The sequence below is a fragment of the Cupriavidus sp. 05N38 genome, from assembly GCF_056397345.1.
This window is the reverse complement of record NZ_JBFTNF010000033.1, coordinates 44,625-61,568: the sequence shown is the minus strand read 5'-3', so window position 1 is coordinate 61,568 and position 16,944 is coordinate 44,625. Positions and strand designations below refer to the sequence as shown.

13 protein-coding genes are annotated in these 16,944 nt (G+C 68.0%); 6 read left to right on the top strand and 7 right to left on the bottom strand.

Annotated elements, in window-relative coordinates; translation table 11 throughout:
* The first annotated feature begins 23 nt into the window (after nucleotides 1–23).
* From AC1DK4_RS23620 to AC1DK4_RS23610, 3 genes are all read left to right on the top strand, one after another.
* Nucleotides 24–1,571 carry a class I adenylate-forming enzyme family protein gene (locus tag AC1DK4_RS23620; RefSeq protein WP_477131810.1) on the top strand — a complete coding sequence of 516 codons (1,548 nt, stop codon included), beginning with the start codon at nucleotides 24–26 and terminating at the stop codon, nucleotides 1,569–1,571.
* Nucleotides 1,572–1,743: 172 nt separating this feature from the next.
* On the top strand, nucleotides 1,744–2,022 hold the full coding sequence (locus AC1DK4_RS23615) for a type II toxin-antitoxin system HicA family toxin (protein ID WP_441611812.1): 279 nt from the start codon (nucleotides 1,744–1,746) through the stop codon (nucleotides 2,020–2,022).
* 111 nt (nucleotides 2,023–2,133) lie between these two features.
* Nucleotides 2,134–2,889: a glutathione S-transferase N-terminal domain-containing protein gene (locus AC1DK4_RS23610; RefSeq protein ID WP_441612256.1), complete on the top strand. Its 756-nt coding sequence runs from the start codon at nucleotides 2,134–2,136 to the stop codon at nucleotides 2,887–2,889.
* Between the two features lie 99 nt (nucleotides 2,890–2,988).
* Here AC1DK4_RS23610 and fusA read toward each other — a convergent pair whose 3' ends face one another.
* Nucleotides 2,989–5,022, bottom strand: a complete 2,034-nt coding sequence (gene fusA, locus AC1DK4_RS23605; protein WP_441611811.1) for an elongation factor G — start codon at nucleotides 5,020–5,022, stop codon at nucleotides 2,989–2,991.
* 661 nt (nucleotides 5,023–5,683) lie between these two features.
* On the opposite strand from fusA, the gene edd reads away from it, so the two are divergent.
* Entirely contained in the window at nucleotides 5,684–7,510 is a 1,827-nt protein-coding gene (gene edd, locus AC1DK4_RS23600) for a phosphogluconate dehydratase (RefSeq protein WP_441611810.1), read from the top strand.
* Nucleotides 7,511–7,545: 35 nt separating this feature from the next.
* Here the strand turns inward: edd and AC1DK4_RS23595 are convergent, their stop codons facing one another.
* The 3 genes from AC1DK4_RS23595 to AC1DK4_RS23585 all read right to left on the bottom strand — a co-directional run bounded on the left by AC1DK4_RS23595 (nucleotide 7,546) and on the right by AC1DK4_RS23585 (nucleotide 10,519).
* Nucleotides 7,546–8,430 (bottom strand): mechanosensitive ion channel family protein, encoded by an 885-nt coding sequence (locus tag AC1DK4_RS23595; RefSeq protein WP_441611809.1) that lies wholly within the window; start codon nucleotides 8,428–8,430, stop codon nucleotides 7,546–7,548.
* 72 nt (nucleotides 8,431–8,502) lie between these two features.
* Complete coding sequence (locus tag AC1DK4_RS23590; protein ID WP_441611808.1) at nucleotides 8,503–8,997, bottom strand: asparagine synthase-related protein; 495 nt, start codon at nucleotides 8,995–8,997, stop codon at nucleotides 8,503–8,505.
* A gap of 268 nt (nucleotides 8,998–9,265) precedes the next feature.
* A complete protein-coding gene (locus AC1DK4_RS23585; RefSeq protein ID WP_441611807.1) occupies nucleotides 9,266–10,519 on the bottom strand; it encodes an MFS transporter in 1,254 nt (417 codons plus the stop codon).
* 326 nt (nucleotides 10,520–10,845) lie between these two features.
* Between AC1DK4_RS23585 and AC1DK4_RS23580 the strand changes: the two genes are divergently transcribed.
* Nucleotides 10,846–13,038, top strand: a complete 2,193-nt coding sequence (locus AC1DK4_RS23580; protein ID WP_441611806.1) for a TonB-dependent receptor family protein — start codon at nucleotides 10,846–10,848, stop codon at nucleotides 13,036–13,038.
* Nucleotides 13,039–13,218: 180 nt separating this feature from the next.
* On the opposite strand, the gene AC1DK4_RS23575 is transcribed toward AC1DK4_RS23580, so the two are convergent.
* The 3 genes from AC1DK4_RS23575 to AC1DK4_RS23565 form a co-directional block, all read right to left on the bottom strand.
* The gene (locus AC1DK4_RS23575; RefSeq protein ID WP_441611805.1) at nucleotides 13,219–14,793 is read right to left on the bottom strand and encodes a peptide chain release factor 3; all 1,575 of its coding nucleotides are present in this window, start codon (nucleotides 14,791–14,793) and stop codon (nucleotides 13,219–13,221) included.
* Between the two features lie 134 nt (nucleotides 14,794–14,927).
* A complete protein-coding gene (locus AC1DK4_RS23570; protein ID WP_441611804.1) occupies nucleotides 14,928–15,914 on the bottom strand; it encodes a YihY/virulence factor BrkB family protein in 987 nt (328 codons plus the stop codon).
* A 43-nt stretch (nucleotides 15,915–15,957) separates the two neighbouring features.
* Nucleotides 15,958–16,122, bottom strand: coding sequence for a DUF1328 domain-containing protein (locus AC1DK4_RS23565; RefSeq protein ID WP_441611803.1), 165 nt, complete (start codon nucleotides 16,120–16,122; stop codon nucleotides 15,958–15,960).
* Between the two features lie 198 nt (nucleotides 16,123–16,320).
* Here AC1DK4_RS23565 and AC1DK4_RS23560 point away from each other — a divergent pair, with 198 nt between their 5' ends.
* Complete coding sequence (locus tag AC1DK4_RS23560) at nucleotides 16,321–16,470, top strand: hypothetical protein (protein WP_441611802.1); 150 nt, start codon at nucleotides 16,321–16,323, stop codon at nucleotides 16,468–16,470.
* Nucleotides 16,471–16,944 lie beyond the last annotated feature (474 nt).

Sequence of the window (16,944 nt, the reverse complement as noted above, 5' to 3'; positions counted from 1 at the left end):
AACAACGAGGAAGAGACAAGCCCATGACCACCACCACGCTTGAACTGATCCGCCGCGGCGCGGCTCAGCACGGCCCGCGCACGGCCATTGTCTTCGGCGAACACAGCATGACGTATACGCAGGTAAACGCGCTCAGCGCGCAACTGGCCCATGCCCTGCGCGCGGCCGGCGCGGCGCCGGGCGAACGCGTCGCGCTGCTGCTCAACAATGGCTTGCACAGCGTCCCGCTCGACTTCGCCTGCGTCAAGGCTGCGGTAAACCGCGTGCCACTGAACGCGCGCCTGTCGCTGGCCGAGCACCTGCGCATGCTGCAGGACACCGGCTGCCGCATGCTGGTGTTCGGCGCCGACCTGGCCGAGCGCGCGCAGGCACTGCGCGATGCCCTGCCCGCCCTGGCGTGCCAYGGCATCGGCACGGCCCTGGACGGTGGCACCGACCTGCTGGCGGCCGCGCGGGCGCAGCCCGCCACCGACCCCGACRTGCAGGTGGCCGAGGACGACATCATCCTCACGCTGTTTACCTCCGGCACCACTGGCACCCTCAAGGCCGCGCAGCACACGCAGGCGTCGTACGCGGCGATCTGCCGCAACGTGCTGCTCAACCTGCTGCCGGCCACGCCGGACGACACCATGCTGCACGCTGCCTCGCTGATCCACGCCAGCGGCGTGTTCGTGCTGCCGTTCTGGCTGCGCGGCGGCAAGACCGTGATCCTGCCCGGCTTCGAACCCGCCGCCTTCCTCGCCGCCATCGAGCGCGAGCGCGTCACCGCCATCAACCTGGTGCCCACCATGCTGCAGATGCTGGTATCGCTGCCGGCCATGGCGACGTGCAAGGTGGACGCGCTGCGCTACGTGATCTACGGGGCCTCTCCCATGCCGCGCCCGGTGATCGAGCGCGCCATGGCGCTGTGGGGCCGGCACCGCTTCTGGCAGTACTACGGCCAGACCGAGGTGCCGCTGTGCCTGGCCGTGCTGCGCCCCGAGGACCATCACGGCGAGCGCCTCGGTGCCTGCGGCCAGGTGGCGCCGGAAGTGGAACTGCGCCTGGTCGACGAGGCCGGCCACGACGTGCCGCGCGGCCAGCCCGGCGAGATCGCCGTGCGCGCACCGTCGGCCGTGGCCGGCTATCACGACGCGCCCGAACTCACCGCGCAGACCTTCCTGCCGCACGGCTGGGTGCGCACGCGCGATATCGGCGTGTTCGACGCGGACGGCTTCCTGCACCTGAAGGACCGCACCTCCGACATGATCGTCAGCGGCGGCTACAACGTATATCCGGGCGAAGTCGAGAACGCCTTGCTGACCCACCCCGCCGTGCGCGAGTGCGCCGTGATCGGGCTGCCCGACGAGAAATGGGTGGAAGCCGTCAGCGCGGTGGTGGTGCTGCATGCCGGCCACCCCGCCGGCGAGGCCCTGGCAGCAGAACTGGCTGGCCACGTGGCGGCGCGGCTGGCCGCGTACAAGAAGCCACGCCGCGTGCTGTTCGCCGCCGACCTGCCCAAGACCGCGGTCGGCAAGATGAACCGGCGCGAACTGCGCGATCGCTACCGCGCGGCCGGCGGCGCCGCCTAGGGCTCGCCGTCGCCGCCGCGCTGCTTGCCGCCCCGCCCGGCTTTGGTCGGCGCCGCGCGGCAAGCAGCATTGAACACGGAGATGCCGGATACGTCGCCTGGCGTAACGCGAGCGCCAAGCGATCCGCTCTTGTATGCTACGGCTATTGCCGCCGATGCCGATCGAGCCCGCTATGAGCCATAAATCCCGGAGCCTGCTGCAGTCGATCTTCAGCCACCCGCTCAGCAACAATATCCACTGGCGCGAGGTCGAATCGCTCCTGCAGCAGCTCGGCGCCAAAGTGGAGCCCATCCAGGGCGCGCGTTTCCGGGTGGTGCTCAACGAGCACGAGTTCTACCTGCATCATCCGCATCACGGCAATGTCTGCGCCAAGCAGGAAATCAAGCATCTGCGCGATTGCCTGACGGCCGCGGGCGTCAGCCCGCCCGGCGACGACGACAAGGCCAGATAGGCGCAGTCCCCGCGTCGTCATGCCGTGCGCAATGCGCAGCGCGTTGCGCCGTCGCCCTTTCAGCCAACCGGATTCTCCATGACAGACCTGTCCGCTCCTTTTTCCCCCTCCATGTCCCCTCCCGTGTCCGCTTCGTTGTCCGCTTCTTTGTCCGCTTCTTTGTCCGCTTCTTTGTCCACCTTCCCGATCACCGGAAAATGGCCCGCGCAGCATCCCGAGCGCATCCAGCTCTACTCCCTGCCCACGCCCAACGGTGTGAAGATCTCCATCATGCTGGAGGAAACCGGCCTGCCGTACGAGCCGCATCTGGTGCGCTTCGATATCAGCGACCAGACCTCGCCTGAGTTCCTCTCGCTCAGCCCGAACAACAAGATCCCCGCGATCATCGATCCCAACGGCCCGGACGGCAAGCCGCTCGGCCTGTTCGAATCGGGCGCGATCCTGCTCTACCTGGCCGACAAGAGCGGCAAGCTGATCCCGCAGGATGCGGCCGGCCGCTACGAGACCATCCAGTGGCTGATGTTCCAGATGGGCGGYATCGGCCCGATGTTCGGCCAGCTCGGCTTTTTCAACAAATTCGCCGGCAAGGATTACGAAGACAAGCGCCCGCGCGACCGCTACGTGGCCGAGGCCAAGCGCCTGCTGGCCGTGCTCGAGGCACGCCTGACGGGCCGCGCCTGGATCATGGGCGCCGAATACACCATCGCGGACATCGCCACCTTCCCGTGGGTGCGCAACCTGATCGGCTTCTACGAGGCTGGCGAACTGGTGGGCATCGAGGACTTCCCGCAAGTCACGCGCGCGCTGGACACCTTCCTGGCGCGGCCAGCAGTGGCCAGGGGCCTGAATATCCCCAAGCGCGACTGAGGCGCCGCAAGCAGGACCAGCCCGCCAGACGCGGGCACAGGTAAAAAAGCCCGCACCGGCGCGACGCCGGGCGGGCTTTTTCTCATCTGGCGAAGCGCGCTACGCAACCGACTCCACCACCTTGGCACGCGCCGGCGCGTAGTGATCGAACTGCATGCCGAAGCTGGCACGTCCCGAACTCAGCGCACGCAGGCTGCCGATATAACCGAACATGCCGGCCAGCGGCACATGCGCCTCGATCACCGATGCGCCACCCGCCCGCTGCGATTGCCCGCGCACGACGCCGCGGCGGCGGTGCAGATCCCCGATCACATCGCCCACATGATCGACCGGCGTGATGACTTCGACCGCCATGAGCGGCTCCAGCACCACGGGTGCCGCGGCGCGCGCGGCTTCGCGCAGCGCCGCGGCGGCAGCGGTCTCGAACGCCAGCGCCGAGGAATCGCGCTCGTGATAGCTGCCGTCGAGCAGGACCGCCTTGAAATCCACCAGCGCATGGCCCGCCAGCACGCCCTGCGCGGCGGCGCGGCGGATGCCGGCTTCCACCGCCGGCACGTATTCGCGCGGCACCGCGCCGCCTGAGATGCGGCTCTCGAACTGCAGGCCTTCGCCGCGCGGCAGCGGCTCGATGCGCAGCAGCACTTCCGCGTACTGGCCCGGCCCGCCGCTTTGCTTGCGGTGCAGATGGCGCGCCTCGGCAACGCGCGTGAGTGTCTCGCGATACGCCACCTGCGGGCGGCCCACCGTCACCTCCACGTGAAAGCGCGTGCGCAGTTTCTCCAGCGTGACCTCGAGCTGCAGCTCGCCCATGCCAGACAGCAGCGTCTGCCCGCTCTCCGGATCCTGCCGCAGACGCAGGCTCGGGTCCTCCTGCACCAGCGCCTGCAAGCCGCGTGCGAGGCCGGCCTGGTCGGCATGGGTGCGCGGCTCGATGGCGACGTCGATCACCGGCTCGGGCGCGTCGATGGTCTCGAGCACCACGGGATGCGCGGGGTCGGCCAGGGTGTCGCCGGTGACGGTGGCCTTGAGGCCCGCGATTGCCACGATATCGCCAGCCACGGCGACGCCGCGCTCCTGCTTGCAGCCGGCATGCATCTCGTACAAGCGCGCCACGCGCTCGTGCTTGCCACTGCGGGCATTGAGCACGGTGTCGCCGGCGGCAAGCCGCCCGCGGTAGATGCGCGCGAACGTGAGCGTGCCGTGCGCGTCGTGCACCACCTTGAAGGCGAGCGCCACCAGCGGCCCGGCGGGGTCCGCGCAGAGATCGGGGCGTGCCACGTCCTGCGGCGCGGGCAGGTAGCCGGTCACGGCATCGAGCAGCGGTTCCACGCCTTTGTTCTTGAAGGCGGAACCAGCCAGCACCGGCACGCCGGCGCCGGCCACGGTGACGCGGCGGATGGCCGCGCGCAGCGCCACCTCGTCCGGCTCGCGGCCGGCGAGATAGTCTTCCAGCATGGCCTCGTCGTGCTCGGCCAGCGTCTCCAGCAAGCGCTGGCGCCAGGCCGTGGCCTGCTGCGCGATTCCGGCCGGCACGGGCTGCGTGGCGTACACCTGCGTGCCGTTGCCGTCGGGCCAGAGCAGCGCCTGCATGGCGACGAGATCGACCACGCCCGCGAACGCGGCTTCGCTGCCGATGGGCAATTGCAGCACCAGCGGCACCGCGCCCAGGCGCGCCTCGATCATGCCCACCACGCGCAGGAAGTCCGCGCCGGTGCGGTCGAGCTTGTTGACGAAGGCGAGGCGCGGCACGCGGTAGCGGTCGGCCAGGCGCCAGTTGGTCTCGGTCTGCGGCTCCACGCCGGCCACGCCGTCGAACACCACCACGGCGCCGTCGAGCACGCGCAGCGAACGGTTCACCTCGATACTGAAATCGATGTGGCCGGGCGTATCGATCAGGTTGATGCGGTGGCCGCGCCAGGCCACCGAAGTGGCGGCGCTGTTGATGGTGATGCCGCGCGCCTGCTCCTGCGGGTCGAAGTCCATGGCGGCGGCGCCGTCGTGCACTTCGCCGAGCCGGTGGCTGGCGCCGGTGTAGAACAGGATGCGTTCGGAGGTGGTGGTCTTGCCCGCGTCCACGTGGGCGATGATGCCGATGTTCCTGACGTTGTCGTTCCTGGGTTCCTTGCGTTCCATGATGGGCTGCCTGTGCAAAAACACCCTGGCGGGTGCGTGCCTGCCAGGGTGCTTCTGGTGTCCCCGGGCAGGCGGTCCGTGCGATGCCCCGGGACTGCGCATGGCAGCCAGGGGGCTATGGAATCGCTTGCGGAACGGCGCCGGCATGCCGCATGCGGCACGCAATGACATCGACGGCTGCGACAACCGGCGCCGCTACCAAGCCAAGGGACGAGCGCAAGCTCCCGTTCCCTTGGCCGGAGTGAATCGTGGCGATCAGCTTGTCGTAGGTACGCATGGCGCATCAGATGGTGGTGAACTGCAAAAACAAAACCCCGGAAGACCTGCGGGGCCGTCCGGGGTTGGCGATGTTCTTGCTTCGTCGTTTCCCGGAATGGCTTCTGTGCCTTCCGGGCGCGACGCTCGGAAGACTAGACGTGAAAGGCCAGCAGCACGCGATCACCGTAAGGTGCCACGGCAAACGCTGCAAACGCTGCGAATGCGGCATATGCGGCGGTGCGTCGGGCTGCTTGCTTCATGTCGTCTGAACTCCGGAGAATGGAGCGCAGTCTAGCACTTGTCGGCGCCACGTGCAGGACGCGATGCATGCGTGCATCCCCCGACAAAGTGCACTACGCTGAAAAACGCAGGCTGACAACGATACCCCACGCAGGAGATCCCCATGCCAAGCCATCCAGTCCTGGAACGGGTCACCGCCCGCATCGTCGAGCGCAGCGCCGGCACCCGGCAAGCCTACCTGGCGCGCACGCACGCCATGGCGGGACAGAAAGTGGAACGCGCGAACCTGTCCTGTACCAACCTGGCGCACGGCATGGCTGCCATGCCGGAGCAGGCCAAGATCCGCCTGAAGGCGCAGGAGCGGCCGAATCTCGCCATCGTCTCGTCCTACAACGACATGCTGTCCGCGCACCAGCCACTGGCGGAATATCCGCAGTGGCTCAAGGAAGCCGCGCTGGAGGCGGGCGGCACCGCGCAGTTCGCCGGCGGGACGCCTGCCATGTGCGATGGCGTGACGCAGGGCCAGGACGGCATGGACCTGTCGCTGTTCTCGCGCGACGTGATCGCGATGTCCACGGCGGTGGCGCTGTCGCACCAGATGTTCGACGGCGCGCTGTACCTGGGCGTGTGCGACAAGATYGTGCCGGGACTGGTGATGGGTGCGCTGTCCTTCGGTCACCTGCCTGCCATCTTCGTGCCGGGCGGGCCCATGACCACCGGCATCGGCAACGAGGAAAAGGCGCGCATCCGCCAGCAGTACGCCGAGGGCAAGATCGGCCGCGCGGAACTGCTCGAAGCGGAGAGCAAGTCTTACCACGGCCCCGGCACCTGCACCTTCTACGGCACCGCCAACTCCAACCAGATGCTGATGGAGATGATGGGCCTGCATCTGCCCGGCACCGCCTTCGTCAATCCCAACACGCCGCTGCGCGAAGCGCTCACGCGCGAATCCGCGCGCCAGGCCCTGCGCCTGGTGCATGGTGGCGAACGCTATACGCCGGTGGCGGACGTGCTCGACGAGCACGCCTTCGTCAACGGCATCGTGGGGCTGCTGGCCACCGGCGGCTCCACCAACCACACGCTGCACCTCATCGCGATGGCACGTATCGCGGGCATCGTGCTGGGCTGGGACGATTTCGCCGAACTGTCGGAAGTGGTGCCGCTGCTGGCGCGCGTGTATCCGAACGGCAGCGCGGACGTGAACCAGTTCCAGGCGGCGGGCGGCCTGCCCGTGGTGATCCGCGGCCTGCTGGAACTCGGCCTGCTGCATGACGACGTGACCACCGTGGTGGGCAAGGGCCTGGCCGACTACACGCGCGAACCGGTATTGCGCGACGGCAAACTGACGTGGATCGACGGGCCGGCCGCACCGCTGGACGACGCCATCGTGCGTCCCGCCGCGCAGCCCTTCGCGCCGGAGGGCGGCATCAAGCTGCTCGACGGCAATATCGGCCGCGCCGTGCTCAAGATCTCCGCCGTCAAGCCCGAGCACCATGTCGTGCTGGCGCCGGCGCTGGTCTTTCACACGCAGGATGCACTGATCGCGGCGTTCAAGCGCGGCGAGCTGGAGCGCGACTTCGTCGCGGTGCTGCCATGGCAGGGGCCGGCCGCCTGCGGCATGCCCGAGCTGCACAAGCTCACACCCACGCTGACCGTGCTGCAGGATCGCGGCTTTCACGTGGCGCTGGTGACGGACGGGCGCATGTCGGGCGCATCGGGCAAGGTGCCGGCCGCCATCCATGTCTGCCCCGAGGCGCTGAACGGCGGCGGCATCGCGCGCGTGCGCGACGGCGACCCGATGCGCGTGGACGCGCATGCCGGCGTGCTGACGGTGATGGTGCCGCAGGCGCAATGGGACGCGCGCGACATCACGCCGCCGGATCTCTCCGCCAACCGGCACGGTGTGGGCCGCGACCTGTTCAGCGGCTTCCGCAGGCACGTGAGCACGGCCGAGGAAGGCGCTTGCTCTTTGCTGGCCGACGAGGGCTGAGTGCTGCGGCGCTGCGGGTCGCGTGAAGATGCGCGTCAGCTCAGGCGCTGCGCAGCGCCGGGGGCGACAGGCCCGGAGCGTTGCGCATCGTCGGGCACGCGCACTTCCTGCACCGGCACGGCGATCGGGCAGCCGGCGGCTTCGAGCACCGGCTTGATGCGCTGGTAGAAACCGAAGCGCACGCTCCAGTAGTTGTCGGCGCGGGTCCAGCAGCGCACGTTGAGCGTGACGCCCTGCGCGGCGTAGTTGACCACCATGACTTCGGCGGCAGGATCGGGCAGCAGGCGCTTTTCCGTGGCAAGCATGGCGCGCAGCGCGTCGAGCGCGGCCTGGATGTCGGCGCCGAAGGTGACGGTGACTTCGATATCCAGCCGGCGCGTGGGGTTCTCGCTGTAGTTGGTGATGGCGCTGCCCCAGATCTTGCCGTTGGGCACGCGCAGGCAAACCCCGTCGGACGTGGTCAGCTCGGTCATGAACAAGCCGGTCTCGCGCACCGTGCCGGCCACGCCCTGCGCGTCGATGTACTGGCCCACGCGGAACGGCCGCAGCAACACCAGCATGATGCCGGCCGCGATGTTCTGCAGCGTGCCCTGCAGCGCCAGGCCGATGGCCAGGCCGGCCGCGCCGAGCATGGCGATGATGCTGGCGGTCTGCACGCCGAATTGCGACAGCACCAGCACCACGGTGATCACGCGCACGACCCATTGCGTGACGCTGGCCAGCATGGGACGCAGCGTGGCGTCCACGCGCGGCCGGTCGAATGCGCGCAGCACGGCAGAACGGGCGCGCCCGGAAAACCACCAGCCCAGCACCAGGATCAGCACGGCGGCAATGCAGTTCAGGCCCTGCTGCACGATCAGCTGCGCAAGGTAGGCCCAGGCCGCTTCCAGCTTGTGGGGCTCGATGAAGTTGAGGTTCATGGCAATCGGCTCCGGAGAGTAAACGTAAACGCGGGAATGACTGAAAAAAAGGAAAGAACTGAGCGCGACGGCTCAGGACGAGCGATCTTCGCGATGGCGATGCATCCGTTCGCCCGCATCGGGCAGCGGCGCTGCGCGCGGACTGGCCCGGATCGGGCTGGTGCGAGAAGCCGGCCGCCGAGCCTGTGTGGCGCTGGCGGTCTTCCGGCAAGGTGGGGCCGCTCTGAATATAGACGGTGGGCAGCTCCGCGAGAGGCACGGGCACGGGCAGACGGGTGCGCTCGTCGCCATGCGATGCACCTGCGCCGAAGCAAAGCAGCGCGGTACGCACATCGTGCCCGGCGCGGGGATCGGCATCTTCTCGCGGTGGGTGCCGAAATGACTGGCCACGAGGTCCGGGTATTGGGACGCGTCACCGGCTTCGCCGCCCACCGATTCGAAGCCGATTGCATGGGTGCGCAGGCCGGGCGTACCCGTTTCTGCGTGCAGGCCGGTGATCCGGCTCGAGTCCACGCCGCCCGAAGGCAGCATGCCCACCGGCACATCGGCCACGGTGCGGCGGCGCACGGCTGCGCATGGCAGCGCGCAGCCAGCAGCGCCGCCAGCGTGGCGGCAAAGCGCAGGCGCCGAAGCGGCACCAGCCCTTGCGTGGCAAGGCCTGGCGGCGAATCGAAGAAATTTGCCGATGTGCCGATCGGGGTGTTTTGGCTTCGGCGTTGCGGCCGCGGGGCGCGGCGCGCAGGGCACGCAGAAACGGGTACGCTTTCGCGCTTTGGCGTCCGCAAGGGAATGCCGGCAGGGCAGGAGCGCCGTGCCGGGACAACCATGGCGGCGCTCAGGCCGTGACGGGATGATCGTGCAGGCGGTCGCGTTCGGCCAGCGACGGGAACAGGCGCATCCACACCGCCACCACCACCAGCGTGCCGATGCCGCCCAGCAGCACCGCGCCCACCGGCCCCAGCAATGCCGCAGTAACGCCGGACTCGAATTCCCCGAGCTGGTTTGACGCGCCGATGAAGACCGAGTTGACCGCGCCCACGCGCCCTCGCATGTCGTCGGGCGTGTCGAGCTGGACCAGGGTGGAGCGCACCACCACGCTGATCATGTCGGAGGCGCCGAGCATGACCAGCGCCGCCATCGACAGCGGCAGCCAGCGCGAGATGCCGAACACCATGGTGGCCACGCCGAACACGGCCACCGCGCCGAACATGATGCGGCCCACGCGGCGGTTCATCGGGTGGTGCGCCAGCCACAGCGCCGTGGCCAGCGCGCCGATGGCGGGCGACGAACGCAGCAGGCCGAGGCCCCACGGGCCGGTGTGCAGTATGTCGCGCGCGTAGATGGGCAGCAGCGCGGTGGCGCCGCCCAGCAGCACGGCGAACAGGTCCAGCGAGATCGCCCCCAGCAGTACCGGCCGGCCACGGATATAGGCGATGCCCGCGAACAGCGTGGAAAGGCTGACCGGCGTGGTGACGCGCTGCGCGATCTGGCGCAGCTTGATCGCGCTTACCAGGCAGGCCGCCACCGCGAACAGCGTGGCGCTGATGGCATAGACCACGCCGGGGCCGGCCACGTAGGCGAATCCGCCCAGCGCCGGGCCAATGATGATGGCGGTCTGCACCGCCGAACTGGACATCGCCACCGCGCGCGGCAGCAGGCGCGGCGTGACCACGCTGGGCAGCAGCGCCTGCAGCGTGGGGGTCTCGAAGGCGCGCGTGGCGCCTATCAGGGCGACGAACACGAAGATATGCTCGCGCGCGATCCAGCCCTTGAGGCTGGCCAGCGCCATCGAGGCGGCGATCAGCGCTTCGAGCGTCTGGCAGGTGCGCACGATCAGGCGCCGGTCGAAGCGGTCCGCCACGTGGCCGGACATCAGCAGCAGGATCACCGAGGGCAGGAACTGCACCAGGCCCACCATGCCGAGCATGAAGGGATCCCGCGTGAGGTCGTAGATCTGCCAGCCCACCGCCACCGTGAAGATCTGGTAGCCGATGGTGGTGCACAGGCGGGCAAACCAGAACAGCCGGAACGAAGGATCGCGGAAGACGGAGTCCGGCTCGGCGGCCGGAACGGAGGCAGGGGTCGACATGGATGGCGGCAAGGACGGGACAGTTGGCGCGGCACATGGCGCGCCGCACTCGGCGAAACACAAGAAAAGCGCCTTACGCTGCCCTTTTGCTCACATCGGGACTTCCGATCGGGGCTAATGCTTGATTCCACAAGTATCGGATTCTATCCGAGCGAGGGCGCGCCCGCCGACGCTGGCGGCAACTTCCATGTATCAACTTTGATGCAATGTCACCACAGAGCCGAAAAATGAAGTGATTCCGATAATGATTCGTATTTATAATTCGAGCCCTCGATACGGTACGGGCAAACCCTAGTTCCCGCCCGCGCATTCCAGGAAGTCCACCCTTGCAGCCCACCATCCGACTCACGGGTGCCGCCCTTGGCGCCGCCCTGCTTTGCCTCTCTTTGTCCACACGCGCAGCCGACGCCACACCTGCGCAGGCCGCCGCCGCACCGGCGGCAGACGCGGCCGGCGCACCCGCCTCCCAGGGCGAGAAAACGCTCGGCGCCGTCACCGTGGTGGGCAACTGGCTGGAAAATCCCAGCGAGACCAAGGTGCTGGAGCACCCCGGCGCCCGCACCATCGTCGAGCGCGAGACCTTCGCCCAAAGCGGCGCCAGCAATGTGCGCGACGTGCTGCGCCAGATCCCGGGCGTGCAGGTGCAGGAGAGCAACGGCACCGGCGGCAGCGATATATCGCTGAACGTGGGCGTGCGCGGCCTGGCCTCGCGCCTGTCGCCGCGCTCGACCATCCTGATGGACGGCATCCCGCTGGCGGTGGCGCCCTACGGCCAGCCGCAGCTGTCGATGGCGCCGGTGGCGCTGGGCAACCTGGACGCGGTCGACGTGGTGCGCGGCGCAGGCTCCGTGCGCTATGGCCCGCAGAACGTGGGCGGCATCATCAACTTCGTGACGCGCGCGATCCCGAAGACGTTCGCCGCGGATGCCTCGGTCGAAACCGACATCTACTCCCATGGCGGCAGCGTCAAGACCACCCCGAGCGCATTCATCGGCGGCACCGCTGAAAACGGCCTGGGCGGCGCGCTGCTGTACTCCGGCGTGCATGGCAACGGCTTCCGCGAGAGCAACGACCACGTCAGCATCGACGACCTGATCCTCAAGGGTTCCTACCGCATCACGCCGGCCGACGAGCTGAGCGCCGCCTTCTACTACTACGAGGGCAACGCCGGCATGCCCGGCGGCCTGACGTCGGCGCAGTACGCGGCCAACCCGTTCCAGTCGGTGCGCCCCTTCGACAACTTCAGCGGCCGCCGCAACGATTTCTCGTTCAAGTACGCGCACAACGACAAGGACCGCAAGTTCGAAGTGCTGACGTACTACACGGACAGCTTCCGCGGCAGCAACATCGAGCAACAGGGCACGGGCGCCCAGGCCAGCCAGCGCCGCCTGACCGCCGCGCCGCGCAACTACCACACGTTCGCGATCGAGCCGCGCTACTCGCAGCTGTTCCGCACCGGCGACGTCAGCAACGAAGTCAGCGTGGGCTACCGCTACCTGCGCGAGGCCAGCGACGAACAGGCAAGCCGCACGAGCTTCTACACGCCGGGCTCGGTGAACGCGCCGGACCTGGCCTCGCCGGTCTACCAGTGGCGCACCGGCGGCACCACCGCCAATGCGGTCTACATCGACGACACCATCAACATCGGCAACTGGACCATCACGCCGGGCCTGCGCTACGAGTTCATTCGCTCGAACCTGACCGACCGCTTCACCAACGTGCGCACCGATGTCTCGTCCAACGAGCCGCTGCCCTCGCTGGCCGTGATGTACCACGTGAGCGACAACTGGACGCTGTTCGCCAACGCGGGCGTGTCGTTCGGCCCGCTGCAGTACTTCCAGATCGCCTCGACCACCAACGGCCTGACGCCGGAGAAGGCCAAGACCTATGAGGTCGGCACGCACTTCAACGCCAACGGCTGGGGCGGCGAGCTGACGCTGTTCAACATCGACTTCGACGACGAACTGCAGCTGCGCGGCGGCACCGGCGGCGCGCCGGACGCGTGGACCAACCTCGGCGCGACCACGCACCGCGGCGTCGAATCGTCACTGCGCTACGACTTCGGCACGCTGTCGAAGACCCTGATCGGCCTGTCGGCGTACGCCACCTACACGTTCACCGACGCGACCTACAACCAGGGCAATTTCGCCGGCCGCGACCTGCCGTTCTACTCGCGCCACGTGGCGACGCTGGGCATGCGATACCTGCGCAACCGCTGGATGCTCAACGTGGACACCTTCGCGCAGTCCAAGCAGCGTTCGCCGGGCGACCCGAGCACGTCGGCCACTTACCAGACCGCCGAGAGCGCCAATGGCGCGCTGGGCGATATCCCGGGCTACGCGCTGGTGAACATGCGCCTGGGCTATGACTTCGGCAAGGCGGCGCAGAACCTGAAGATCGCCGTGGGCGTGAAGAACCTGTTCGACCGCCGCTACTTCACCCGCTCGACCGACAACAACGCGGGCAAGTACGTGGGCATGCCGCGCACGTTCTACATCCAGGCTTCGCTGGCTTACTAAGCCGGCATCCCGCAGCAAGAAAACGGCGCCCCGGGGCGCCGTTTTCGCTTCCAGTCCCGCGCGCAGGCACCGATCGGCGTCAGCACGCTCACGCGGCTGGTGCCGTTCGCGCTGGCGGGCGTGTATGCGGATGCAGGCCTGGCGGCGGGGCGCAGCGTGACGCTGCGAAGCCCGCGGGGCTCAGACGATCTCGCGCGTTTCCTTGAACTCGACCTTGGGAAAGCGCTCCTGCGTCAGGCGCAGGTTCACCATGCTCGGCGCGAGATAGACGTGATCGCCGGCGCCATCCAGCGCGACGTTGTGGCCGGCCTTCTCGATCAGCTTCTCGATCTCGGCCGGATCGCCCTTGAGCCAGCGCGCCGTGGCGCATTCATGCGATTCGAAGATCGCGTCCACGCCGTATTCGTGCTCCAGGCGGTGCGCCACCACGTCGAACTGCAGAATACCCACGGCACCCAGCACCAGGTCGTTGGAAGCAATGGGACGGAACATCTGCGTGGCGCCTTCCTCGGCCAGCTGCTGCAGGCCCTTCTGCAGCTGCTTGACCTTGAGCGGGTTGTTCAGGCGCGCGCGGCGGAAGAATTCCGGTGCAAACGACGGGATGCCCGTGAACTTGAGCGCCTCGCCTTCGGTGAACACGTCACCCAGGCGGATGGTGCCGTGGTTGGGCACGCCGATGATGTCGCCGGAGTAGGCTTCCTCGGTGGTGTTGCGGTCCTGCGCCATGAAGGTGATGGCGTTGTTGATGGCCACGGTCTTGCCGGTGGACACGTGCAGCAGTTTCATGCCGCGCTCGAAGCGTCCCGAGCACACGCGCACGAAGGCGATGCGGTCGCGGTGGCGCGGGTCCATATTGGCCTGGATCTTGAACACGAAGCCGGTGAACTTGGTTTCGTCCGGCTCCACCACGCGCGTCTCGGTGTTGCGCGCCTGCGGCGGCGGCGCGAGTTCGCACAGCGCGTCGAGCAGGGACTGCACGCCGAAATTATTGATGGCCGAGCCGAAGTAGACCGGGGTCTGCTTGCCGCAGAGGAAGGCGTCCTTGTCGAAGGCGTGCGAAGCACCGCGCACGAGTTCGATCTCGATGCGCAGCTCTTCCGCCTGGCTGCCCAGCACGCGGTCCAGCTCGGGGTTGTCCAGCCCGTCGACCATGGCGGAGGTACCCTTCTCGCCGTGCGGGTCGAACAGCTGCACGCGGTCATCGATCAGGTGGTACACGCCGCGGAAGGACTTGCCCATGCCGATCGGCCATGTCATCGGCGCGCACTGCATCTTCAGCACGTCCTCGATCTCGTCGAGCAACTCGATGGGCGAGCGGCCTTCGCGGTCGAGCTTGTTGATGAAGGTGATGATCGGCGTGTCGCGCAGGCGGCAGACGTTGAGCAGCTTGATGGTCTGCGCTTCCACGCCGTTGACGGAATCGATCACCATCACCGCGGAGTCCACCGCGGTCAGCGTKCGGTAGGTGTCTTCGGARAAGTCTTCGTGGCCCGGGGTGTCGAGCAGGTTGACGATGTTCTCGCGGTACGGGAACTGCATCACCGAGGAGGTCACCGAGATGCCGCGCTGCTTTTCCAGCTCCATCCAGTCGGAAGTGGCGTGGCGATCCGCCTTGCGCGCGCGCACTTCGCCGGCGACCTGGATGGCGCCGCCGAACCACAGCAGTTTTTCGGTCAGGGTCGTCTTACCCGCGTCAGGGTGCGAAATGATGGCAAAGGTGCGACGACGCGCAATTTCGGATACGAGCGAGCTCACGGCAGTGGATTCGGCAAACAGAAGATGGAAGGGGCCCGGGGCGCAGCGGACCGGCGCCAGGGGCCGGCGGGACCATCAGCTTGCGGTCGGGCGCCGGGCACTGCGGGCATGCACGAAGGGAATCGGGCGGTATTTTACCGGTTCGCGGGGCCAGCGGCGTGCTGATCGGGTGGCGAGGCGGCGTTTTGCCCCCGCAAGCTGCCGAACTGCAGGGCGTACTGGCGCGTAAGCTCGGCCCCGAAGAAGAAAATTTGCGCCGAGTAGTACACCCATAACATCAGCGCCACCACCGAACCGGCAGCACCGTAGGAGGTCGCCACCGCGCTGTTGCCGAGATAGAGGCCGATCAGCCGCTTTCCCATCGAGAACAGCAGCGCAGTGATGATCGCGCCCATGATCACGTCGCGCCAGGCGATGCGCGCATTGGGCAGCATCTTGAAGATGACCGCGAACAGCAGGGTGACCACGGCGAAGGAAAACGCGGTGGAGAGCACGTCGGCCACCGGCGCGAACCACGACTGTGTCCACATCTGCCCCCAGAAGCGTTCCACCACGGCCAGCGCGGCGTTGACGATCAGCGATACCAGCAGCATGAAGGCAAGCACCAGCACCAGGCTGAACGACAACAGCCGCGCGCGCAGCAATTGCTGCCAGCCCGCGCCTTGCGGCACCGGCGCGGCCCAGATCTCGTCCAGGCTGCCCTTGAGCTCGGCGAAGGCGCTGGTGGCGCCGACGAACAGGATGCCGGTGGCGATGGCAGTGGCCAGGCCGCTGCCACCGGCCCGGTGCGTGGCCGCCAGGATCTGCTGGATGGCGGCCGCGCCCTGCGCGCCGACGAGGTCGTCGATCTGGGCGAAGATCTCGCCACGCGCGGCTTCCGCGCCAAAGAAGATGCCGGCGATGGAAATCACCAGCACCAGGATCGGTGCCATCGAGAACAGCATATAGAACGAGAGCGCCGCGCCTTTGCTGGCGGCGCGATGGGCCAGCCACGAGCGGATCGCGGCCAGCACCACGCTGGCGGTACGCGCGGCGGTGTGGCGGTCCGGCAACCAGTGGCCCGGGCGGGGCCTGGGGGTCTTCGGGTCCAGGGGGCGGCGAGGGGTGTCGGCGGGATTCACGCTGGGGTCCGGAGGTTTGGCGGCGAAAGCTGCACGAGCACGGCTAGCGCTCCTTGCGCAGGCCCCAGATGAGCGAGACCATGAACAGCACGAGGAAGACGATGAACAAGAGCTTGGCGACCTGGGCCGCTCCGGCGGAGACGCCGCCAAAGCCGAACAGCGCGGCGACCACGGCGATCACGAAGAAGAGCGCGGCATAGCGCAACATGATGAGACTCCAGTGAGGCTCTCCCGTTCTTGTTATGCGTCCGAAAGTCCATGATACAGCCGCCTGCGCGCTTTGCCCAAGCCGCGGGCGGGCGGCCAGAGGCTAGACTGGAAGGCGGGCGGCTCGCCGTCGCGCAGGCCGCCGTCCGCCCAGTCTTCCTCCAGCACCGAGGCTGTTTCCCTGTCACAAGGAGGCACCATGAACCGGATCACCACGCGCTGGCTTGGCATCGCTGTCCTGCTGGCGTTCGGCCTGCTCGCCGCCACGGGCTGCGAGCGCAGCCAGCCAGGCCCGAAGCCGATCTCCAGCGAAGCGGCCGCCCAGGCCGGCACCTTGCCGGCACGCTAGGCGGGCCGCACGGCCCGCGCTCCGGCGCATTGCGCGGCGCCTTGATACACCAGCGATTGCGCCCGCCTTCGTGCGTCCGCGCCACGTCCTGCGCCACTTCCTGCGCCCCACTGCAAGCGCGCGGCGTACCCGTTTCTGCGTGAACGTTGCGGCCGCGGTCAGACCAGTTGGCCATGGAATGGCCTGTTACAACGCTGCAACCAAAGCCGGGCGGCCTTCCGGGCCACGCCATGGCAGGCCCGGCGCCTGATGCAGCAAAGCCGTGCAGCCGCTGGCGGGCAGCGCCCGCCAGCCACGGCCGCAAACGCGCGTTTCAGCGCTGCAACCAAAATGTTCCCGCCTCCGCGGGGAACTTCCGCGCGTGGCCGTATACCACCCGAGAGCCGGCGCCAGTGCTGGTTTTGCGGGGATTGGCACGCTTGTCGCTCTCTCACCGGCAGGGAGACATAAAAAAATGACGCGACGAGTCCTACA

Coding starts and splice junctions, on each gene's coding strand:
- AC1DK4_RS23615 (WP_441611812.1), top strand. CDS start 1,744: ATGAGCCATAAATCCCGGAGCCTGCTGCAGTCGATCTTCAGCCACCCG.
- fusA (WP_441611811.1), bottom strand. CDS start 5,022: ATGGAACGCAAGGAACCCAGGAACGACAACGTCAGGAACATCGGCATC.
- AC1DK4_RS23595 (WP_441611809.1), bottom strand. CDS start 8,430: ATGAACCTCAACTTCATCGAGCCCCACAAGCTGGAAGCGGCCTGGGCC.
- AC1DK4_RS23585 (WP_441611807.1), bottom strand. CDS start 10,519: ATGTCGACCCCTGCCTCCGTTCCGGCCGCCGAGCCGGACTCCGTCTTC.
- AC1DK4_RS23565 (WP_441611803.1), bottom strand. CDS start 16,122: ATGTTGCGCTATGCCGCGCTCTTCTTCGTGATCGCCGTGGTCGCCGCG.
- AC1DK4_RS23560 (WP_441611802.1), top strand. CDS start 16,321: ATGAACCGGATCACCACGCGCTGGCTTGGCATCGCTGTCCTGCTGGCG.